This is a genomic window from Pseudomonas atagonensis (genome assembly GCF_011369485.1).
Lineage (GTDB): Bacteria > Pseudomonadota > Gammaproteobacteria > Pseudomonadales > Pseudomonadaceae > Aquipseudomonas > Aquipseudomonas atagonensis.
On sequence record NZ_VXCA01000027.1, the window covers coordinates 86,171 to 107,964 of the forward strand.

Consider the following 21,794-nt stretch of genomic DNA (forward strand, 5'->3'; position numbering starts at 1 on the left):
GCACGAGGCGTCAGGCGAGCAACTGCGCCCAGTTCACACTGGACGCTGCGCCGAGAGTAAAGCCCTTGCCGGTCAGGGAAAGGTTCTGGTTATAAGCCGTGTCTTGAGCGAAACGCGCCTGCCACTTGTCACGCAGTGCGGCGGCCAGTTGCGGCGCTTCGGGCAGCACGCCCGGATGCTGGATCTGTGCCTGCGGGCACCAGACCGTCAGGTAACCGGCGTCAGCCGCTTTCAGGCACAAGTCAATGTCGGCGAACGCTGTGTCGAAATGCTCTTCGTCCAGACCGCCCAGCGCTTCGAACAAGGCTTTGCGAATCATCAGGCACGCACCGGACACCGCCGAATAGTTCTGCTCGACCTGATGCCCGAACAAGTACCCCGGCGCGTCTTTCTTCTCACCGACATACACCGCGCCCAGCAGATCGTTAAGCCCCAGGATCAGACCACCCTGAGTGGTCACGCCGCGCGCATCCACCAGTTTGGCGCCGACAATCCCGACTTCCGGTCGCTGTGCCTGATTGAGCAGCGCATCGAGCCAGTTGGCATTGACCACTTCAGCCTGGGCAGAGAACAGCACCAGATACTCGCCTTTGGCGTGGGTGCCCGCGAGGTTGTACAGCGCCGATTCACTCAGCCGCGCGTCGCTGCGCACGACGCGAATCCGCTCACCCTTGCCTTGCAGACTGCCCAGCCACTCAGCCAGTTCTGCCGATTGGCTGTGGTTGTCGACAATAAGGATTTCGTGGCGCTGATAACGCGTGCGCTGCAGCAGGCTGACCAGCGCCGGTTGCAGTTCTGCAAGGTTGTCCTGACTGCGCAGAATGATCGACACCATCGGCCGCTCACTGTGCTGATAATCGATCTGCCAGGTTTGCGCCAGCGTCGAACCGACCTGGCCACGGTAGCCGCGCTTGGCCAGCGAACGTGTCAGAGCCTGACGCTCATGCGCGTTTTCTTCAGCAGGTGCGGCATCGCAGATCAGCAACGGCTCCGCCAGGTGCGCCAGCCCTGCCAGACCGCCGTCTTCGATCAGACGCAGCAGCAGGTCAAACTCCAGCGCATTGCTGTACTCGGTGGCAAAACCTTTGGCTTGCACCAGCACGTCGCGCTGGAACAACCAGTGCCGTGCCATCATCGACGGCGCAGTTTGCAGCAGATCGAGGTTGACGCCCGGACGGAATACATCCGCCAGCGCACCACTTGGTTGACGCTGAATCTCATCCATCGCCACAGCGCGCACACCTTCAACGCCGATCAGTTCGAGGCTGGCGCGCAGCAAACCGCTGGCAGTGAACTGGTCGCCAGCCTCGGCGAGCATGATCCAGTCGCTGTTGAGTTGCGGCAGCAGTTGATTGATCCGCTCGACGTAGTTGCCCGGGGTCACTTTGACAAAATGCACGGTGTCGCGCACGGTCGTGGTTGCCGGCAAATCGCCGGTGGTCAGCACCACCAGTTTGAACGCCTTGCAGTGGCCACCGACGAGGCTGTCGAAGGTCATCTGCAGTTTGGCCATATCGGCTTGCAGATCCAGCAGGAAGATCCCCACTTGCGGGCCGCCGTCATGACTGCCCAGGTGCCGGGCGATTGCCGGCAACTGCGCAGTCTCGGGATTGCGCGCTTCAAGCCACTGAAGCAAACGCCCGGTGGGCATGTTTTCAAAGAGCTTGCGATCCTGCTGCCCCGGCACCGAATTCAGGCGCTGCAGCCAGGCTTGCAGCTTCAGCCCTTCCTCATGCTCTTCACTGGCAAGCATCGAGTCGGCCAGGCGTTTCACCACCTCGCGGTTGAACATGTTGAGGGTCAGTGCTTCCCAGAGACGGGCGCGGATTGTCCGCTCATCGTCGTTGGGATGAACGCGCATCAACTCGTGCTGACGCAGCAACACGCCTTCCAGTTCTTGCAACTGCAAACGCCCGGCAGGCATGGCGTGCAGCAGGAATTCAAACTCGGTCAACAAGTCGAATACCGGTTTGTTGTAGATCGGCATTTCAACAAATTGCTCAGGCGCGAACGAACGCACCGGCTCCTTCCCCGGCTCGATCCAGGCCGAGCGGAAAATCGCGGCACCGGCCAGGGAACGGCCGGTGAGCAAGCAGTCAGCCATTTCGGCAAAACTGTTCAGGGCGATCTGTTTGATGGCTGCCGGATCCTGACCGCTGAAAGCGGTTGGAATCGACGCCAGAAACTCGGCAAAACGCTCACGCTCGGCCACGGTTTTCGCATCCTGCCAGCTCAGCACGGTCAACACGTTGGTGTTGTGGTCGGAGCTGCCGTAGTTGGCCTCGCGCACTGCGAAGGCAATCGGCAGAACCCGTGCCTTGGCACAGGCCAGCAGGTAAAACGTGTGACCGATTTCCTGCCATTCGAAACTGGTGCCTGCCGGCAGCAGGCTGTACCACTGTTGCAGCAGATCGGTGCGAGTCACCGCATAAAACGGTGGCAGAAACTGCCCCATGAACTCCATGACGCGAGTTTCCGGCTGCGTCGAGTCGTAGTCTTCCTGAACGCGCTTGTCGCGACGGTAGTACGTCACTTCATTGGCACGGGTCAGGTACATGATCCCGTAGCCGTGGCACAAGCCGTAATCGGGATTGGCCTGGAGAAACTCCACCGACGTCGTCAAGGCGTCATGAATCAGGAAGTCATCGTCGGCTGCAAACACCATGTAAGGCGTGGTGACCTGCTGTACGCCCCAACTGAGTTTTTCCTGCAGGCCCGTGTAGGAATATTGCGGCAAATGCCGGTAGTCGACCGACGGGAAATCGACAGCGATGCGGTCATCGCCCTGCACCGACGAATCGAGCACCAGTACCTTGGCCGCATAGCTGCTGTAGTACTGCAATGTCCGGCGCAGAAACGCATTGCGGTTGTGGGTGATCACCACCACCGTGAACAGCTCGTTCAGCGGTGTCACGTTGGTTTGAGTGCTGCTTTGAACCTGCATTTTTCCTATCCCCACAACCGGTCTTCGACGATCTTTTTGATTAACGAACGCGACGCAGATAGCCGTCCGGCGCCACGGTGATCAGCAGCTTGTTTTGCAACTGCACATCGATTTCGAAATCCTTGTTCTCTTCCAGGTACTTCCACACGGCGGTTTTCGGGTTGTCGCCCGGGCCCCATGGACGATCCGGGAAGAAATCGGCCGGCATGTCTTCCACCACGGTGTCCATCACCACGCAGTAGCTGTCCACGGACACCAGCGGTGCATACAAACGCAACTCTTCCAGTACGTGGTCGTGGGTGTGGTTGGAGTCGAGCACCAGAATGACTTTTTTGCCTTCGGCGACAGCGCGCACTTTGGTGGCGATGGCCGGGTCGATGCTCGAACCTTCGATCATCGAGATGCGCTTGGCCATCGGGTGGCTTTCGATCGCTTCACGGTTGTGCGGACGAATGTCGAGGTCGATGCCCAGCACTTCGCCGTGACCTTGCAGTTCCAGCAACGAGGCGTAGTAGATGATCGAACCGCCGTGGGCGATGCCGCACTCGATGACCAGATCCGGTTTCACCTGCCAGATGATTTCCTGCATCGCCATCATGTCTTGCGGCAGTTGGATGATCGGACGACCCATCCATGAGAAGTGGTAGCTGTATTTGTGTTTGGCCGATTCGTTGAAGAAATCACGGGCAAGGCCAGTGAGTTTCTGGTCGTCACCCTGTTGGGCGATCTGCTCGCGGCATTCGGCTTCGAAAGCTTGATTGATGCTGTTGTCGGTCATGTTCAAAATCTCAATGGTCACTGGAACGAAGCGCTATCGACGGCGTGATAGACGTAGCGTCCACCGGTCATCCGCTTGATTTCTTCGAGGTAATTGGAGTTCATCACAAACAGGTTGGCGCCTTCGGGCAGCGCGTCCATGGCCTCTTGTGGCGAAGACACCCGTGCACCGCTCAGCGGCAGGTAACGCCCCTGCTTGGCCGGGTTGATATCGACCACACGATCCACCGCCACGCCCGCGCGTTGCAGGAACAGCGAATAGATCACGCCCTTGGACGACGCACCCCAGATCGCCGAACCCTGTTCCGGCGCGGACTGGATGATCTGCACCGCACGCTCGAGGCTGGCGGTGAAATCGTCTGGCAATGCCAACCGCTGCACCGGTTGTTCCGGGGTCAGGCGCAGCGTGGCAAGGTCAGCGACGATGTACAGGTACTGGCCGCCGAACAGGTGGCCGGCCTCATGCACCGTGCCGAACATCCGGCGCAGGTCATCGAGGCGGAAGTAATTGACGTGCTCGTAGAACAGATCGAACCAGGCGCGGTGTTCGAGGATCCAGTCGAAGCACGGCACTTCGATGTAGATCTGCCCAGCACCCTGATTGGCTTCGGCGATCACCGCCAGAAAGCTCAGCGGATCCTCAATGTGCTCCAGCACATGGCGCAACACGATGGCGTCCGCCTCCAGGCCCAGACCACGGGTGAACGGGGCCTTGATCACGTCGGCGTTCTCGCCCTCGTAGGCCGGATCGATGCCGGTGATCGAGTAGCCGAGGCCCTTGAGCAATTCGAGAAAGTAGCCTTTGCCGCAGCCGACCTCGATTAGCTCCTGACCTTTGAAGTGCCGGGCAATGATGCCTTCGACATCGCTCAGGTGCTTCTGGAACTGGCCGGAATGTGCCTGCTCGTTCTGATAGTCGGCGTCGTAGCTGAGCTTGTCGGCGTCGAACGCCGCATTGAAGATCAGCCCGCTGTGTTCATCCTGCACCAGCAACATGTCGGCGCTGGCCGATGCCTTCGCCGATTCGGGATCGACAAAGGTGCGGTTCTGCAACACCGGCAGGTCGGTGACCCGATACAACTCGTGCCTCATTGCGACTCTCCCAATAACTGTTGCAAACGCTCGGTCACCGCCCAGAATGCCAGGGGTTCGTGGCTCGGGTACGGGTAGTGGCCGAGGTTCAGCTCGATACTCGCGCCGCGTTCGCGCAGACGCTGTTCGACCAGCGCACGCACCGACACCGGCTGGCCGCTGGCGCAATTGATCGTGCCGTCGAAATCGCGTTTGTGCAGGATCGCGGCGAGATGACCGGCAGCTGTTTCAATCGGCAGAAAATCGCGCAGTTGCTCACCCGCCGACATGTTGAACATCGCATCGCCGGCATCGATTGCCCGGTCCAGCGCCGCCAACAGACTGCTGGGGTTCTGCCCTTCACCGTGCAGGTAAAACAGGCGCGCCCATTGCAGGGTGAACGGATGCTCCTGCTGCAGATTTTGCAAAAACAGGTGCAGGGTGTGCTTGGCCAGACCGTAAGGATTGGCGGGCTGCGCGTCGTTCTGCTCGCTCAACAGGCCGCTCTGCATGCCGTACTCGAAGCAGGTGCCGGTCACCAGCACCTGCTTCACGCCCGCCTCTACCGCACCTTTGATGAAGCGGTAGTCGGCCATCAGGTTGTGCTCGAAATGGAACAGCGCCCGATAGTTCGGCAGCCCCGGCCACGCCAGGTGCGCGAGCGCATCGATGCCCTCGGTCAGCGCTGCGACATTCAGATCCGCCGCGTGAATATCCCCGCTCAGGAACTCGACATCATTGATCCACGGCATGTCGGCGGCTTTCTGCGCGTCGCGCGCGACCGCCCGCACCGTGCAGCCACGAGCCAGCAATGCCCTAACCAGGTGTCGACCGACGAAGCCTGTGGCTCCCGTGACGAGCACTTTCACAGGACTTTCATCTCAGGCACGGCGATCACGAAGCGACCGTCCCACTGACGCACCTGAGCCAGCTGCTGACTGACTTCGTGCAGCAGGTTCCACGGCAGCACCAGTACGTAATCCGGCTTCTCGATGTCGATCTGCGCCGGCGCGACGATTGGAATACGGCTGCCCGGCAGGAACTTGCCCTGTTTGTGCGGGTTGGCATCGGCGACCCAGGCCAGCAGATCCGGTTTGACTCCGGCGTAGTTGAGCAAGGTGTTGCCCTTGGCCGCCGCGCCATAACCGACCACGCGCTTGCCATCGGCTTTGGCCTGCAACAGGAAGCGCAGCAGTTCGTGCTTGATGCGTTCTGCGGCCGGCGCGAGGGTAGCGTAGTACCCGGCGGTTTTTACCCCGGCATCGAGCTCGGCCTGCAACTGCTGTTGCACCGCTGGCTGCACGGCGCGGCGTTCGCCATCCTTGCGCTGGACGAACACCCGCAGCGATCCGCCATGGGTGGTCAACTGGCTGACGTCGAACACTTCCAGCCCGTTGCGTTCGCACAGCGTCTGCACGGCAGTCAGGGACAGGTAGGAATAGTGTTCGTGATAGAGCGTGTCGAACTGCGCGCCCGCCATCAGCGTCAGCAGTTGCGGGAATTCGAAGGTGGCGACGCCGGTCGGCTTGAGCAGCGTGGCGAAACCGCCGAGGAAATCGTTGATGTCCGGCACATGAGCGAGCACGTTGTTGGCGGCCATCAGGTCGGCGGCCCAGCCTTCGCTTTTCATCTGTGCGGCGGTGTCGCGACCGAAGAACAGTTCACGAATCTCCAGGCCTTTTTCCCGTGCCGCCTGCGCGGTGCTGCGGGTCGGCTCGACGCCCAGGCACTGAATGCCGCGACCGGCCACGTATTGCAGCAGGTAGCCGTCGTTGGCAGCGACCTCCACCACCCGGCTGTCAGCCGTCAGGCCAAAGCGCTCGACCATCTCAGCCACATAACGCTCGGCGTGAGCCAGCCAAGTGCTGGAGAACGAACTGAAGTAGGCGTACTCGGCATCGAACAGGCTGTCGGCAGAGGTGTAATCCTCAGTCTGCACCAGCCAGCATTGCTGACACACGGCAACCTTGAGCGGCACCCATTGCTCGGCCTGCTCCAGTCGATGGGCGTGCACATAGGCGTTGGACGGCGGCGAGGTGCCGAGGTCGATCAGCGGCAGGCTCAGCGGTGCGGCGCACCCACGGCAGTTCATAAACGCACTCCGGCAAAGTGTTGATCGAGCGCGGGATGGCTGGAATCACGCACCGACAAATTATTGACAGGCAACGGCCAGGCGATCGCCAGCCGAGGATCATTCACCGACAGCCCGCCCTCGTGCTCCGGGGCGTAATCGGCGCTGTGCAGGTAAAGCAGCTCGGCATCATCGGTGAGTGTCTGGAAACCGTGGGCGAACCCGGCCGGAATCAGCAGGCCGCGACCGTCGCCGGCCTTCAGGTGCTCGGCGTGCCAGTGCAGGAAGGTCGCGGAATCCGGACGCAAATCCACCGCCACGTCCCACACTTCACCGCGCAGGCAAGTGATCAGTTTGGCTTCCGGTGCATGCGCGTTCTGATAATGCAGACCCCGCACACTGCCCTTCTCGCGGGTGCAGGAATGATTGATCTGACGGATATGAAATTCGCTGCCAAACGCACTCAGGCTGCCTTCGCAGAACAGCCGGGCGAAATGCCCGCGCTGGTCTTCGAAGCGTTTGTGCTGGACGCTGAACAGTCCGGCCAGCGGCAGCGCCTTCAGGGAAAACTCGCTCACAACGCGCCTCGGTACAGGTTCAGTTGGCCAAGGGTGACGGCGCGCATGTCATCGCCGTTCTGCCACGCCAGGTGCCAGTCGAGGGTTTGCGTCAGGCATTGCTGCAAGGTCCAGCGCGGTTGCCAGCCCAGCAGTTGCCGCGCCCGGCTGCTGTCCAGACGCAGCAGACCGGCTTCGTGCAACTCACTCGGTTCGATGCGCAGACCACGGGCCTGTGGCCAGCGATTGGCGAGCAGTTCGACAACTTCACCGACGCTGCACATGTCCGCTTCGCCCGGGCCAAAGTTCCATGCCCCGGCGTATTCCGGGCCTTGTTCGTAGAGGCCGGCAGCCAGTTGCAGGTAACCGGCCAGCGGCTCCAGCGCGTGCTGCCACGGGCGCACGGCCTGCGGGAAGCGCAGGGTCACCGGCTCGTCCGCCGACCAGGCTTTCAGCACATCGGGAATCAGTCGTTCCGGGGCGAAATCGCCGCCGCCCAGCACGTTGCCGGCGCGCGCGGTGGCCAGGGCCAGACCGTGCCCGGCGTACTTGTCGGCGGGGAAGAACGATGCGGCATAGGATTGCGCCAACAGCTCGCAGCAGGCCTTGCTGCTGCTGTATGGGTCGTGGCCACCGAGGGCTTCGTCTTCGCGGTATGGCCACAGCCATTCCTTGTTGGCGTAGACCTTGTCGGTGGTCACCAGCACACAGGCGCGCACGCAACCGACCTGACGAATCGCTTCGAGCAGGTTGAGCGTGCCCATCACGTTGCTTGAATAAGTGCCCAGCGGATCGCGATAGCCTTCGCGCACCAGTGGCTGCGCCGCCAGGTGCAGGACGATTTGCGGCTCGGTGTCGGCGATGATCTCGAGCAAGGCGCCGAGATCACGCAGATCGCCGCGCTGGTCATTGATACCTTCGTGAACGCGCGCGAGTTCGAACAGGCTCGGCTCGGTCGCCGGATCAAGGGCAAAACCGCTGACTTGCGCGCCGAGGCTTTGCAGCCACAGGGTCAGCCAACTGCCTTTGAAACCGGTGTGGCCGGTGACCAGCACACGCTTGCCGCGCCAGAAATCAGCACTCAGGCCCATTGTTTCCATGGGGCCTCCCCGCTCTGCCACAGCGCTTCGAGATGGTTCTTGTCACGCAGGGTGTCCATCGGATGCCAGAAGCCTTCGTGCTCGAAGGCCTGCAACTGTTCGTCCTGAGCCAGGCGTGCCAGAGGCTCGGCTTCCCACGTGGTGGCGTCATCGGTGATGTAGGGCAGTACCTTTGGCGAAAGCACGAAGAAACCACCGTTGATCCAGCCACCGTCGCCACGGGGTTTCTCGGTGAAACCAAGCACCTGATCGCCATGTCGCTCAAGGGCGCCGTATCGGCCCGGCGGCTGCACCGCAGTGACGGTAGCCAGACGCCCGTGAGCCGTGTGGAAGTCCACCAACTGGCGAATGTTGATGTCGGACACGCCGTCGCCGTAGGTGAAGCAGAACGCCTCTTCATCCTGCAGATAACGACCGGCTCGCAGCAGTCGGCCACCGGTCATGGTTTCCTCGCCGGTATCGATCAGGGTGACGCTCCACGGCTCGCTGTAATTCTGGTGCACGTCCATGCGGTTTTCGCGCATGTTAAAGGTGACGTCAGAGGTGTGCAGGAAGTAGTTGGCGAAGAAGTCCTTGATCGCGTAGCCCTTGTAGCCGAGGCAGATCACGAAGTCGTGAATTCCGTGTGCGGAATACTGCTTCATGATGTGCCAGAGAATTGGCTTGCCGCCGATTTCAATCATCGGCTTGGGCTTGAGGTGCGACTCTTCACTGATGCGCGTGCCGAGGCCACCCGCCAAAATAACTGCCTTCATCGTCTCCCCTCTTGTTCGTCACCGAGCCGCGCGTGGCGCTGTTACGCGTTGCGGGCCTTCTGGCTAAACCTTTTTGCCGTCTCGAACGCCAGTGCAAAGACCGTGAGCGCTCGTTTTATGGCGATTTGAGGGGGACTTGCAGGAAACGCGCCAGCTATACAGGCGCTGCGTCGGCGGGTGGTGCCGGCATGAAAAAAGGGATGAATCCGACAGCGGATTCATCCCTTCAAGGGAGCTTTCTGGTTGGGTGCTCAGTCCGGCAACCAGCCCCACAGCCAGTGATTAAGGTTGTCGCCACGCAACATGAAGTCGCGATGCACGGCCTCTTTCAATTCATCGCCCATGCGAAAGCTCGCATCCGGGTCGGCGAGGTGCATGCGGATTGCTTGCAGCCATTCCTCGGTGCTGTTGCTGTAAACCCGGGTGCATGGCAGGTGACCGCGATAAGCCTCGGTGTCGGTGCAGATCACCGGGTAGCCGCAGGCTCCGTATTCCAGCAGACGCAGGTTGCTCTTGCAGTCGTTGAAGATGTGAAACTCCAGCGGCGCGAGTGCCAGATCGAGGTTCAGGCTGGCCAGTTTGAACGGGTAGCTTTGCAGGCTGATCGCCGAGTGGAATTCGTGGATATACGGACGCAACTCGTCCGGGCACATGCCGAAAAAAACCCACTCGACTTCGTTTGCCAGTTCACGCACAACCTCGGCGATGATCTCCAGATCGCCCGTGTGACTGGTGCCGCCCCCCCAACCGACGCGCGGCTTGCTCGAAGTACGGCGGTGACTGGTCAATGTCGCCCACGGATCCGGCGACAGCATGTTCGGCACAATGCGGATGTCGCTGTGCATGCTCGACAACGCATCGGACAGCGCCTGCGTGGTGACCACCACGCGATCACACAAGGCAATGCCTTCGCGCAGCATCTGTTCGGTGTTCACCGGTTTGTTGCGCGCATGGGTGTTTTTCTTCGGTGCACTGACCACATAGTCGTCAAGTTCGAAGATCCGCAGCGCACTGGAGTACTTTTTGATGCGCTGAATATCACTGACCGCGCCGTCGCTGTAACGGCATTGCAGGATGATCGAATCCGGCGCCAGACGCTCGATTTCAACGGTCGACGGCGATTCGTACGCCCAGCGGCCAAGGGCACGACCGCAGGCTTCAAGTTCAGCCAAGGGGCCGGTGACGCGGTAATGGCCGACGGCCGAACTGTTGACCGGCAGACCGAGAATCAGCGGCAAGTGCCGCGAGCAGAAGGGGTTCCAGTTATTGCGCAGCGACGGCTCCAGGCTGAAGCTCGACACACCGAGACTCAGTGATGGGCTGTACGCCGGATCCTTGATGATTTTCGGCATCCATTTGTGGTGAAACGCCTCCTCTTCAACAGCGGAAACGGCAAGCGGTGCAGACTCCGTCAGCGCCGCGATCACCACGCTGGCATAAGGCGTCCAGACCACCAGATAACCGTCATTGCCCGCACGCAGACACAGATCGACATCGCTCAAACCACTGCTGAACGTCTGCGCATCGAACTGCCCGAGCTCATCAAACACCTGCTTGCGCACCATCAGGCACTGACCGCTCACCGCGCTCCAGTTCTGCGTCACGTGCAGGCGCTGCATGTAACCGCGACTGCTGGCCAACTCACCGTAAAATGGCGAACCGACCGGCCCGGCCAATCCGAGAATCTGGCCGGCGCTGACAATCGCCCCTTCCGGGCTGAGCAAACGCGCACCGACCACGGCGACCTCAGGTCGCTGAGCCTGATTGAGCAGCTCGTCGAGCCAGTCGCTTTCACAGATCACTGCCTGGACATCGAGCAGCAACAGATACTCGCCGCGGGCCTGCTCTGCGGCGAAGTTGCGGATGGCAGCGGTGTTGTTATCACCGGCATAACGCAACACCCGCAACATCGAAGCACTCAACTGCGCCATGGCGCTCAGCCACCCGAGCATCTGCGGATCAGTGACGCCGCTATCAACAATCAGGAGTTCGTACTGGCTGTAAGCCGTGTGCTCGATAAGGCTCTCGGTGCAACGCTGCAAGGCGTGCAGCGAATCGCCCGTCTGAATGATGATCGACACCTGCGGGCGTGCCGCGTGCCGATAGTCGATACGGTTGATCAGCGGCAGCGCTTCGTGGCGAATGAGGTGATCGACGCCAATACGCTGCAGATGGGCCGTCACTGCCGCCGCGTTGTAATCGATGACTTCAGGCAACGACAACCATTGCGCGTAGGTCAGCGTCGACTCCACCTGAACCTCGGCAATGTGCTCGATGGTCTGTGGGCCCGCCTCTTCGACCAGACGCCACAACAGGTCGTGCGGCGCCAGTTCGCCATGAACCGCATCGAAGCCACCCTCACTGATGAAACGCTGACGTTCGAAGGCCAGCGCGCGCCCCACATACGGGTAGGCGCGCATCAGATCGAGATTGAAATCGGGCTTGAACACCGGCTCCGTCGATTCGCCTTCGACCAGCGCGCCCTCGTCACTGTAGGCGCACAAAATGCCCGGCGTCGCAGCGATTCGTTCGGCCAGAATCAACAGCGCTGAATCGCGCAGGGCATCGCCGGCACGCAACAGGTAAAACCAGTCGCTGCCTTCCAGTTGCGGGATGACGGCATTGAGTTGTTGCGCCCAGTCGGCCTGATACGGCAACTGCAACACACGCGTACCGACGTCGCACTGCGCATCGGACAACAACACCACAGCCGCCGGCGCATACAGCTGAGCATCGATGCTGCGCAGCGTGGCTTGCACGGCGTCGGCATCGCCCGTGGTGTCGATCACGATCGGCACAATCTGCGCACGTCTGGCCCAACTGGCGATGCGCTGAGGCATCTGCTGTTGCTCGACCGGCGAGAAACAGCGGATCGACAGCCACTCACGGTAGAAGTCGGCGTAGCTTTCGCTTTCGGCGCCGACCCGACCGCTGACCACGGTATTGCGGTTGCCGAGAATGCGCGTCACGCACAGTTCCTGCCAGGCGTGGGGCAAATCATGGATGTTGGCCAGATCGATGTAGCGTACCCAGCCGGCGGCAGGTGCCGCTTCACCGCTGCGAGCGACGAGCATTTGCTTGAGCCACTCCCACTCGACCTTGGCAGCCTTGAGCATCTCCGGCGTTTTGCTCAGACGCTCCGGGTGCAGGCGCTCGGTGCTCAGCACGGTGTTGAGCGAAACCAGATTGCCACGCCGCATCAGGCACACGAACAAGGCGAAATCGAGGGTGGCGACGAAACCGGCGCCCTCCTGTATCAACGCCGGCAACAGCTCCAGCACATCGGCGCGGCGCATCAATGCCGCGGTGAAATTGCCAACGAAGTTCAACGGCGTGGACTCGAAGATCGCCAGCATGTCGTCGCCCTTGAACAAGGCGTCGTTGGGGCTGAACCGGCAATTGTCGACGCGCGGCGGCAAGAGAAAATTGCCGGCATCGCTGAGCATGCGCAAGGCGAACACCAGATTGACATCGGCGTGCTCGATCAGCACTTGTGCCTGCAAGGCGATGCTCGGCGCAAACAGGCGATCGTCATCACACAAGACTTTGATGTACTCGCCGCGCGCCTCTTCGACACAGCGCAGTACGTTTTGCTGCAACCCCAGACGCTGCGGATTGCGCAAGTAACGGATCGGGTGTGCCGGCTCACCGAACGACTCGACGATATCGCGGATCTGCTGGTCGTCCGAGTCATCGCAAATAACGATTTCGAGGTGTTCGTAGGTCTGCACGAGCGCGCTCATCAGCGCCTGATCAAAAAAGCGCGGGTTATAAGCGGGGATGACGATGCTGACGAGGGGGAGTTGATTCACGACGGGAAACTCTCGAGCGGCGGGTTCCTGCCCTGTTCAGGCAGAAACCCCGTAACCGCTTAGGAAAAGACGGTTGGCAGCTCGACGGGCACAGACTCAGATCTTGTTGAACAAGCCCAGTTGCGCAATCTTGCTGAAAGCCAGTTGCGAAGCCTGCAACATGGTTTGCTGCAGCGTCAGACGGGTCATCACCTCAGCCGGATCGGAATCACGGATCGACGATTGGGTCTGCGCGTTGGCCAGCACCAGCGACTGGTTGGTATCACTCTGGGTCATCAGCGATGAGCCACGGCCACCCACCGAACTGATCGCGCTGGACAACTGATCGGTGCCGCTGGCCAGGTTACCCAGGCCGGACGCCAGACCGGCCTGCAACTGCTGAATAGCCAAGGCGTTACCGTTGGTTGGCGTGTTCAGCACGTTCTTCAACTGGCTGACGCTGTCGAGAATGTTCTGGGTTTCGTGGGTGTTGACTGAAACGTTGAACTGATCATTGGCAGACGGTGTGCCGCTGATATTGAAGCTCACGCCGGAAGCCGTAGCCACGCCCGCCGTCACGGTACCGCTGGACACAGGCTTGCTGTCGGCGGTCAACGGTGCGGCATACAGATCAAACGCGGTAGCGCTGGTGAATTTCATCACCGCCGAACCGGTCGGGAAACTGGCTTTGTAATCTGCCGAGTTGGTGATGCTGCTGCCGGTGATCTGCGCCGACGACGGGTTGCCCGGGCTGCGGGTGCCGGTGAAGGTGTCAGGTTTGGCGGCCAGCGTGAACGAGTGACCCGGCAGCACAGTGCCCGGCACATCGCCCGATTGCAGATTGATGTTCAGGGTCAGGTCCACACCCCGGAAGCTGACGGTCTGACCGGCGGTGCTTTGCGGGTCGAATGTACCGCCCTGACTGGCTTCGGCCGTCACGTCATTGCCCAAGGCATCAGTGATCTTCAACTGGGTACCGCTGACGAACGACACGCTATACGGCTCGCCACTGCGGAACTTGCTGTTGTAGCTGACGTTCGACGAGACCTGACCGTTGGACAGCACCACGCGATTGTCATTGACCGGCGGCGCGGTCATGGTGACCTGGCTGCGGCTGGTGTTGATCGCTTGCTGGAAGGCTTCCCAACCGGTGGTGTTGGTGGCCATTTTCATGTTGTCGCCGATCGCCAGATCGAGGGTCACCTGGTCGCCGTTGTAGCTGTAGGTGCCGTCGTCGTTACGCGTGAACGGAACGGTATCGCCCTTGGAGCCGGCGAAGATGTATTTGCCGTTCTCGTCCTTGGTGTTCATCAGGCTGAGCAGTTGCTCTTCGATCTGACCCAGTTCGGAAGCAGTGGCCTGACGGTCGGCGTCGGTGTAACCGGCGTTGCCGGCACTCACGGCCAGCTCCTTGGCACGCTGCAGCACGTTGGTGATGCTGGTCATCACCGCTTCAGCGGTACCCAGGGTGCCTTTGATGGTGGTGGCGTTGGCTTCGTACTGATCGAGCATCGAAGCCTGCTGCCCCAACTGCAGCAGACGCGAAGCGCCGACCGGATCATCCGCCGCGGTGTTGACGCGAACAAGACTGCTCGCCTCTTCGCTGCTCTTGACCACGTTGGCGAAGTTTTTCTGATAGTTGGCTGCCGAGGACTCGTAAAACTGGCCGGTAGAAATGCGCATGGTTTACGACTCCTTAAAGACTGTTGATCAGTGTGCTGAAGATTTCCTGCGCAGCCTTGATGATCTGCGAGGACGCGGTGTAGTACTGCTGAAACTTGACCAGGTTGCCGGTTTCTTCGTCGAGGTCGACACCGGACAGAGAATCCCGCGCGCCCTTGGCGTTGGCCAGGATGGCGTCGGTGGCGGCGCTGTCGAGCTTGCCCTGCGCCGCTTTGGCACCCACGCCCTCAACCAGTTTGCCGTAAGCGTCGGTCAGGGAAATGCCCTTGCTGGCCGAACCGGTGTCCACAGTTTGCTTGGTTTGCAGGTCGGCCAGTACGCCGCCGTTACGGTTGTCCAGGGTACCCGGCTGGCTGAGGCTGACGTTGATCGTCGAACCCTTGCCCGGGGCGCCGGCGACGGTCATGTCGAAGCTGACCGAGTACTGCGTGGCCGGTGCCGGCGGGATCGGTGCACCGGTCGAATCCTTGAGCGGAATGCTCAGGCTCAACGTGTTGTTCTGACCCGGCTTGATGGTGCCGCTGCTCAGCACGCCACCCTGGGCATCGAGCAATTGATAACCCTGACTGGTGCCGTCCGCCGACGGATCACCGAACACCACTTTGACCGGCGTCGAGTACTTCATACCGTTCTGCATCGCAGTGGTCGTCGTCGGGTCGTAAATGTCGAACTTAGTGGTCAGGGTCGGTTGGCCGCTGGCCGGGATGGTCAGCGTACCGCTGCCGCCCGGGGCGATGGCGGCGCCCAACGGCGCGGCGATGGCCAGACGCTTGGAGTCGGTCATCTCGGTCTTGATGTTGGCCGCAGCGTTGCGGGTCGGGGTGATCTTGAACGTGTCGCCCGCCGCTGCCGTGCCGTTCGTGAGCTTCAACGAGAAACCGTCGATCACCGGTGGCGGGTTGGTGGTAGTGCTGAACGCGCCCATGGCGGTGCCTTCCGGCAGACGCTGCACGGTGTAGTCCGTGGCGCTGGTGAAGGTCACTTTGTAATCGTTGATGGTCAGCTTGCCGGTGTCCTCGATGCTCACATCGAAGTTGCCGGAACCGGCGCTGTTGCCAACAGTGGCCGTGCTGCGCGAAGCCATGTTGGCTGCGGTGTTGATGCTGGTGAACAGGTTGCCGCCAAAAGCACCGTTCTTGTCGATGCCTTGCGCCTGAATCGTGTTCATCTGATCGGCGACGACCAGCGCCACGCGGCCCAGCTCGTTCATCGCCGGATCCAGCACGGTGCTGCGATAACGCAGCAGACCACCGATCTCGCCACCGGTAATGCCCGAGGTGATGTCGACGGTGCTGGAACCGTTGTTGAGCTGCAGGCCCATGCGCGAAGGGTCAGTCTTGCTAGGGGTGACTTCCAGCTTGCTGGCAGTACCGCCCATGACCAGCGGCTGACCGTTGCCCAGGTAAATGTCCATGTTGCCGTCGCGCTCAACGACCTGCGCACCGGTGAAGGTCGAGAGTTGGCGAATGGTCTCGTTACGCGCGTCGAGCAGCTCGTTGGGCTGGCCGCCGGCGTTGGAAATTTCAGAGATCTTCTGGTTCAGTTGCGCAACGGTCGCGGCGAGTTTGTTGACCTGATCGGCCATGCTCGTCAGGTTGCCGTTGATGTCCGAGTTCTGCGCGTTCAACTGGCTGGAAACCGAGTTGAAACGGGCGCTCAAGGCTTGCGCATCGCTGAGCAGCAACTGGCGCGAAGCATCGTCGCCTGGCTTGGCGTTGACGTTCTGCACCGAGGCGAAGAACTTGGTCAGCGCACCATTGAGGCCGGTGCCGCTGTCGGACAGCAACTTGTCCAGCGGCGTGACCTGACCCAGATAAGCCGCCGCATCGCTGTTGAGCGAGGTGGTGGTCTGCAACTGCGCATCGATGTAGCTGTTGTACACCCGGCGCACGTCAGCCAGGGTTGTACCGGTGCCGATCCAGAGGTTGCCGTTCTGAATCGAGCTCTTTGAATTCTGCACGGTTTGCTGGCGCGAGTAGCCGGCCGTATCGACGTTGGCAATGTTGTTGCCCGTAACCATCAATGACTGTTGGCTAGCGGATAAACCCGACATCCCGATGTTGAGCAAACTCATGGTTCAAACCTTACTTTATGTTTTATAGAGGCGTTGTCGAAACGCCCGCCGCAGCGTAGTTCTGGTTAACGTTCATCTGCTTGGCAATCTGCGAAATCTTGCTTGCGTAGTTCGGGTCGGTGGCGTAACCGGCCTTTTGCAACTCGCGTACAAACTGTTCTGGGTTATCGGCCGACTTCAGCACATCTTGATAGCGATTATTGCTCTGCAGCAAAGTCACCAGATCGTGAAAGCTGTCCTTGTACGAGGCGTAGGAACGGAACTCGGCCGTCTCCTTGACCATCTCGCCATTACGGAACTCGCTGGTGATCGCCCGGGCCGAATCGCCCTTCCAGTTGCTGCTTGCCTTGATGCCGAACAGGTTGTGGCTGCTGCTGCCATCCTGGGCACGCATGACCGATTTGCCCCAGCCGGTTTCCAGTGCAGCCTGCGCCACCAGATAACGCGGATCGACGCCAATGCGCGCAGCGGCTTCTTTGGCCATCGGCAGCATGGTGTTGACGAATTCGTCGGCGTTGCTGAACGCACGCTTGGCCGGTGCCAATGGAATCTGCGCCATCGCACGACCGTAAATCTGCATCTGCCCGCCGGAGGATTTTTCAGCCTCGGCGCGGGCCAGCCAGTCACCGTTGTACAACGGGCCCGAGCCGGTAGCGGCGGCGGTTATGGAGCGTTGCGGCAACTGGGTCGTGGCATTTGTCGTCGCCGACGGCACCAGACCGGCGAGCAAGCGATCGGCCAGCTTGGGCGGCAAGGCCAGACGACGCTGATTGATCATTGCCATGTCATTGCGATGCGTCAGTTCGGTGTTCGGCGCATGCACCGAACGCGACGCCCACAGCGGACGCTCACCGTTGAGACGCGACAACGGGCCATTGGTGGCGACCGTGCCGGCGGCAACCGGCGTGACCACGGCGGCAGCCTTGGCTTTGGCTTCTTCCTGTTTGGCGGCGGACGCGGCCGCGGCCTCACCCGGCGCCATCGGCTTGTTCTTCGACATCTGCCGCATCAGCACGTCCGCCAGACCGATACCGCCACCCTCGCGGGAAAGCGAGACAGCCAGTTGCTGGTCGTACATTTCCTGATACTGCTTGGCGGCCGGCGTGTTCAGCGGATTGTCCTGGCCCAGTGCTTCGGTGGCCGAACGCATCGACTTGAGCATTTCGCCGAGGAACAGCGATTCGAACTCCTGCGCGACCTTGCGCATGTTCGCATCGCTGTCCTTGTCGCCGACCTTGAGCTGGTTCAGTCGATTGAGGTCAGAGTACGAACCCGAATCGCTGCTGCTGACCAGACCGCTCTTGCGCATATCCATGGTCGTCGTCCTCAGATCACGATCAGGTCGGCTTGCAACGCGCCGGCCTGCTTCAGTGCTTCGAGGATCGCCATCAAGTCACCCGGTGCTGCGCCGACCTGGTTCACCGCCCGCACGATCTCGTCGAGGGTAGTGCCCGGGCCGAACTTGAACATCGGCTTGGCTTCCTGTTCGGCGTTAACCCGCGAGCGTGGCACGACGGCGGTCTGGCCGTTGGACAGCGGGCCCGGCTGGCTGACGATCGGGTCTTCGGTGATGGTCACGGTCAGGCTGCCGTGGGTCACGGCGGCCGGCGATACCTTCACGTTCTGGCCGATGACAATGGTGCCGGTGCGCGAGTTGATGATGACTTTTGCTACGGCCTGACCCGGATCGACTTCAAGGTTTTCGAGGATCGACAGGTAGTCGACACGCTGGCTTGGATCGAGCGGCGCGGTCACACGGATCGAACCGCCGTCGATGGCTTGCGCCACACCTGGGCCGAGCATGTCGTTGATCTTGTCGACAATGCGTTTGGCGGTGGTGAAGTCGGAGCGATTGAGGTTCAGCGTCAGGCTGTTGCCCTGGTTGAAACCACTCGGCACCGAACGCTCCACCGAAGCACCGCCGGGAATACGACCGGCCGACGGAACGTTGACGGTGATCTTCGAACCGTCACGACCTTCGGCATCGAAACCGCCGACCACCAGGTTGCCCTGAGCGATGGCGTAGACGTTGCCGTCGATACCTTTGAGCGGCGTCAGCAGCAAGGTGCCGCCACGCAGGCTCTTGGAGTTACCGATCGAGGAAACGGTGATGTCGACCTGCTGACCCGGTTTGGCGAACGCCGGCAGATCGGCACTCACCGAAACCGCCGCGACGTTTTTCAACTGCACGTTGCCCGATCCAGGCGGCACCTTGATGCCGAACTGCGAGAGCATGTTGTTGAAGGTCTGCAGGGTGAACGGGGTTTGCGTCGTCTGGTCACCGGTGCCGTTAAGCCCGACCACCAGGCCGTAACCGATCAACTGGTTGGAGCGCACGCCGGAAATGCTGGCGATATCTTTCAGCCGCTCGGCGTGGGCACCAAAGGCTGCGGACATTAGTGCGGCAGCCAGCATCAGGTGTTTGAAATTCAACGTAGCCACCTAGAAAGGGAACAGCGGGCTGAGGAAGAAACGGTCGAACCAGCCTGGCTGACTCGCATCGGCGAACGAACCGGTGCCCGAATAGGTGATGCGTGCATCGGCGACGCGGGTCGACGACACGGTGTTGTCAGTGGCGATGTCATCGGCGCGCACCAGACCGGCAATCCGCACCAGCTCATCGCCGGTGTTGAGGGTCATCCACTTCTCGCCCCGCACGGCAATGATGCCGTTGGGCAAGACGTCGGCGACGGTCACGGTGACCGAGCCGGTCAGGGTGTTGCCCTGGGCCGCCTTGCTGTCACCTTTGGTCGCACGGTCGCCGCTGTAACCGACATCCAGACTCAGGTCGTTGCCGCCCAGCGGGTTGTTGGTGGTGCCGCTGCCGCCGAACAACGAAGTCAGACCGATGCCGGTCTTGCTGTTCTTGGCCACTTGCGAGTTGGCGTTTTTGCTCGCCTGGGTCTTCTCGTTCAGGGTGATGGTGATGATGTCACCGACCCGGAAGGCCTTGCGGTCGCTGTACAGGTTCTGCTCGAAACCGGCCTGATAAATCGAGCCGTTGTTGGCGGCTGCCGGCAACGGCGTGCGCGGCAACACCGGAGCGTAGTAAGGGTCATTGGGCTTGGGCGTCGGAGCGACGCAGCCCGCGAGCGAGACGACTCCACTCAATGCCAGAACAGATACGAAGCGATTCATGACCCTACCTCACGGTGTTGCAGGCAGCCTCATGGCCGCCTCTTGGACTTGATTACAGATTCTGCGTTACGAACGAGAGCATCTGGTCGGCGGTGGAGATCACCTTGGAGTTCATCTCGTAGGCGCGCTGAGTGGTGATCATATTGACCATCTCTTCAACGGTGCTGACGTTGGACGTTTCCAGGGTGTTCTGCAGCGTGGTACCGAAACCGTTCAGGCCTGGCGTGCCGACTTGCGGCGCACCGGAAGCGGCGGTTTCCAGGAACAGGTTGTTGCCCACGGCTTGCAGACCGGCCGGGTTGATGAAGTCGGCGGTTTGCAGGTTGCCGATCACCTGGGAAGCCGGGTTGCCGGCGATGGTGATCGAGACGGTGCCGTCGCGGCCGACGGTGAAGGTCTGCGCGTCGTTCGGAATGACAATGGCCGGCTCCAGGGCGAAACCGCTGGCATTGACGACCTGGCCGTTGGAATCGAGGTGGAAAGTACCGTCACGGGTGTAGGACGTGGTGCCGTCCGGCTGCAGAATCTGGAAGAAACCGCGACCGTCGATGGCCATGTCCAGCGGCTGCTCGGTGGTTTGCAGGCTGCCGGCGGTGAAGTTTTTCTGAGTGCCGACGATGCGCACACCGGTACCCACTTGCAGACCCGACGGCAATTCGCTGTCCTGAGTCGACTGGGCGCCAGGCTGACGCTTGATCTGATACAGCAGGTCCTGGAACTCGGCGCGGTCACGTTTGAAACCCGTGGTCGAGACGTTCGCCAGGTTGTTGGAAATGGTGGTCAGGTTGGTGTCCTGGGCGGACAGACCGGTTTTGGCAACCCATAGAGCCGGAAGCATTCGATTCTCCTCGTGCGCCTGTTTTACGGCGCGACGTTCTGATAATTAGCTGATCTGCAAGACCCGAGCCATGGCCTGGTCGTCGTCTTTGGCGGTGTTCATCATCTTGACGTGCAACTCGAACTGCTTGGCCAGGGCCAGCACCGAGGTCATTTCTTCCACGGCATTGACGTTGCTCGATTCAAGGAAACCCGACACCAGTTTGACGTTGGCATCGGCCGGCGCCGGCTGGCCGTCCTTGGTGTAAATCGAACCGTCCAGACCCTTGTTCATGTTCTTGATGTCCGGGTTGACCAGTTTGATCCGGTCGACTTCCGCCATGACGCGCGGGCCTTCGCCCATCGCACGAATACTGATGGTGCCGTCTTCACCGACTTCGATCTGCTGCTCGGGCGGCACGGCGATCGGACCGCCATTGCCCATCACTGGCATGCCGTTGCCGGCACGCAACACGCCGAGGGCGTCGACATTGAGGCTGCCGGTGCGCACGTAGCTTTCGCCACCGTTCGGGTTCTGCACGGCGATCCAGCCATTGCCGGTGACGGCCACGTCGAGGTCACGACCGGTCTGCACCAGCGAGCCTGGCGTGAAGTCGGTGGCGGGCCGTTCGCTCATGGCAAACGCTCGCGCCGGAAAGCTGTCACCGAACACCGGCATCGAACGCGCCTGCTCCAGGTCGCGCTGAAAACCGTTGGTGGAGATGTTCGCCAGGTTGTTGGCATGAGCCTTCTGCGCCAGTGCGTTCTGGCTGGCGCCGGTCATTGCCACATAAAGGTACTTGTCCACACTCTTTCCTCTGCATGCCGGACGTTTGCCGCCCACCGCTGTACTGCTGAGCCATAAGCAATTTGCAGACCAACTTTTTTCTGACGGCTTGAGGCCCGGTAAACAAAGGACTTGGGGGATCGAGAGGGGAAAATTGAAATGTATCGAAGACGAAAAACCGGCGGTGTCATGCCGCTTGGCGGCAATCCCTATCTCGGGCTGGGCGAATA

General features: G+C 61.0%; 16 protein-coding genes. All 16 read right to left on the reverse strand.

What is annotated here, in order from left to right; genetic code table 11:
- Positions 1 to 10: 10 nt before the first annotated feature.
- Complete coding sequence (locus F2P67_RS19200) at positions 11 to 2,944, reverse strand: TIGR00180 family glycosyltransferase (protein ID WP_166222460.1); 2,934 nt, start codon at positions 2,942 to 2,944, stop codon at positions 11 to 13.
- A gap of 40 nt (positions 2,945 to 2,984) precedes the next feature.
- Positions 2,985 to 3,722 (reverse strand): cephalosporin hydroxylase family protein, encoded by a 738-nt coding sequence (locus tag F2P67_RS19205; protein WP_166222462.1) that lies wholly within the window; start codon positions 3,720 to 3,722, stop codon positions 2,985 to 2,987.
- A 17-nt stretch (positions 3,723 to 3,739) separates the two neighbouring features.
- Positions 3,740 to 4,813 (reverse strand): class I SAM-dependent methyltransferase, encoded by a 1,074-nt coding sequence (locus F2P67_RS19210; protein WP_166222464.1) that lies wholly within the window; start codon positions 4,811 to 4,813, stop codon positions 3,740 to 3,742.
- On the reverse strand, positions 4,810 to 5,661 hold the full coding sequence (locus tag F2P67_RS19215) for an NAD-dependent epimerase/dehydratase family protein (protein WP_166222466.1): 852 nt from the start codon (positions 5,659 to 5,661) through the stop codon (positions 4,810 to 4,812). The genes F2P67_RS19210 and F2P67_RS19215 overlap by 4 nt, the downstream gene beginning before the upstream one ends.
- The gene (locus tag F2P67_RS19220) at positions 5,658 to 6,884 is read right to left on the reverse strand and encodes a class I SAM-dependent methyltransferase (RefSeq protein ID WP_166222468.1); all 1,227 of its coding nucleotides are present in this window, start codon (positions 6,882 to 6,884) and stop codon (positions 5,658 to 5,660) included. The genes F2P67_RS19215 and F2P67_RS19220 overlap by 4 nt, the downstream gene beginning before the upstream one ends.
- Positions 6,881 to 7,441, reverse strand: coding sequence for a dTDP-4-dehydrorhamnose 3,5-epimerase family protein (locus F2P67_RS19225; RefSeq protein WP_166222470.1), 561 nt, complete (start codon positions 7,439 to 7,441; stop codon positions 6,881 to 6,883). The genes F2P67_RS19220 and F2P67_RS19225 overlap by 4 nt, the downstream gene beginning before the upstream one ends.
- Positions 7,438 to 8,520, reverse strand: coding sequence for a CDP-glucose 4,6-dehydratase (gene rfbG / locus F2P67_RS19230; RefSeq protein ID WP_166222472.1), 1,083 nt, complete (start codon positions 8,518 to 8,520; stop codon positions 7,438 to 7,440). The genes F2P67_RS19225 and rfbG overlap by 4 nt, the downstream gene beginning before the upstream one ends.
- Entirely contained in the window at positions 8,502 to 9,275 is a 774-nt protein-coding gene (rfbF, locus tag F2P67_RS19235) for a glucose-1-phosphate cytidylyltransferase (RefSeq protein ID WP_166222474.1), read from the reverse strand. Before rfbF ends, rfbG begins: the two co-directional genes overlap by 19 nt.
- Before the next feature lie 251 nt (positions 9,276 to 9,526).
- Positions 9,527 to 13,087: a glycosyltransferase gene (locus tag F2P67_RS19240; RefSeq protein ID WP_166222476.1), complete on the reverse strand. Its 3,561-nt coding sequence runs from the start codon at positions 13,085 to 13,087 to the stop codon at positions 9,527 to 9,529.
- Positions 13,088 to 13,183: 96 nt separating this feature from the next.
- Positions 13,184 to 14,749, reverse strand: a complete 1,566-nt coding sequence (locus F2P67_RS19245; protein ID WP_166222477.1) for a flagellar hook-associated protein 3 — start codon at positions 14,747 to 14,749, stop codon at positions 13,184 to 13,186.
- Between the two features lie 13 nt (positions 14,750 to 14,762).
- Complete coding sequence (gene flgK / locus F2P67_RS19250; RefSeq protein WP_166222479.1) at positions 14,763 to 16,823, reverse strand: flagellar hook-associated protein FlgK; 2,061 nt, start codon at positions 16,821 to 16,823, stop codon at positions 14,763 to 14,765.
- A gap of 22 nt (positions 16,824 to 16,845) precedes the next feature.
- Positions 16,846 to 18,138 carry a flagellar assembly peptidoglycan hydrolase FlgJ gene (gene flgJ / locus F2P67_RS19255; protein WP_166222481.1) on the reverse strand — a complete coding sequence of 431 codons (1,293 nt, stop codon included), beginning with the start codon at positions 18,136 to 18,138 and terminating at the stop codon, positions 16,846 to 16,848.
- Between the two features lie 11 nt (positions 18,139 to 18,149).
- A complete protein-coding gene (locus tag F2P67_RS19260; RefSeq protein ID WP_011333019.1) occupies positions 18,150 to 19,238 on the reverse strand; it encodes a flagellar basal body P-ring protein FlgI in 1,089 nt (362 codons plus the stop codon).
- Positions 19,239 to 19,265: 27 nt separating this feature from the next.
- The gene (gene flgH / locus F2P67_RS19265) at positions 19,266 to 19,961 is read right to left on the reverse strand and encodes a flagellar basal body L-ring protein FlgH (protein ID WP_034153262.1); all 696 of its coding nucleotides are present in this window, start codon (positions 19,959 to 19,961) and stop codon (positions 19,266 to 19,268) included.
- A 52-nt stretch (positions 19,962 to 20,013) separates the two neighbouring features.
- Positions 20,014 to 20,799, reverse strand: a complete 786-nt coding sequence (flgG, locus tag F2P67_RS19270; protein WP_166222483.1) for a flagellar basal-body rod protein FlgG — start codon at positions 20,797 to 20,799, stop codon at positions 20,014 to 20,016.
- 45 nt (positions 20,800 to 20,844) lie between these two features.
- Positions 20,845 to 21,585 carry a flagellar basal body rod protein FlgF gene (locus tag F2P67_RS19275; RefSeq protein WP_093439577.1) on the reverse strand — a complete coding sequence of 247 codons (741 nt, stop codon included), beginning with the start codon at positions 21,583 to 21,585 and terminating at the stop codon, positions 20,845 to 20,847.
- Between the last annotated feature and the right edge of the window lie 209 nt (positions 21,586 to 21,794).

Excerpts from the sequence above, each read along its gene's own strand:
- flgH (WP_034153262.1), bottom strand. The coding sequence starts at position 19,961 with ATGAATCGCTTCGTATCTGTTCTGGCATTGAGTGGAGTCGTCTCGCTC.
- F2P67_RS19260 (WP_011333019.1), bottom strand. The coding sequence starts at position 19,238 with ATGCTGGCTGCCGCACTAATGTCCGCAGCCTTTGGTGCCCACGCCGAG.
- F2P67_RS19245 (WP_166222477.1), bottom strand. The coding sequence starts at position 14,749 with ATGCGCATTTCTACCGGCCAGTTTTACGAGTCCTCGGCAGCCAACTAT.
- F2P67_RS19200 (WP_166222460.1), bottom strand. The coding sequence starts at position 2,944 with ATGCAGGTTCAAAGCAGCACTCAAACCAACGTGACACCGCTGAACGAG.
- F2P67_RS19210 (WP_166222464.1), bottom strand. The coding sequence starts at position 4,813 with ATGAGGCACGAGTTGTATCGGGTCACCGACCTGCCGGTGTTGCAGAAC.
- F2P67_RS19205 (WP_166222462.1), bottom strand. The coding sequence starts at position 3,722 with ATGACCGACAACAGCATCAATCAAGCTTTCGAAGCCGAATGCCGCGAG.
- flgK (WP_166222479.1), bottom strand. The coding sequence starts at position 16,823 with ATGAGTTTGCTCAACATCGGGATGTCGGGTTTATCCGCTAGCCAACAG.
- rfbG (WP_166222472.1), bottom strand. The coding sequence starts at position 8,520 with ATGGAAACAATGGGCCTGAGTGCTGATTTCTGGCGCGGCAAGCGTGTG.
- flgG (WP_166222483.1), bottom strand. The coding sequence starts at position 20,799 with ATGCTTCCGGCTCTATGGGTTGCCAAAACCGGTCTGTCCGCCCAGGAC.
- rfbF (WP_166222474.1), bottom strand. The coding sequence starts at position 9,275 with ATGAAGGCAGTTATTTTGGCGGGTGGCCTCGGCACGCGCATCAGTGAA.
- flgJ (WP_166222481.1), bottom strand. The coding sequence starts at position 18,138 with ATGGATATGCGCAAGAGCGGTCTGGTCAGCAGCAGCGATTCGGGTTCG.
- F2P67_RS19220 (WP_166222468.1), bottom strand. The coding sequence starts at position 6,884 with ATGAACTGCCGTGGGTGCGCCGCACCGCTGAGCCTGCCGCTGATCGAC.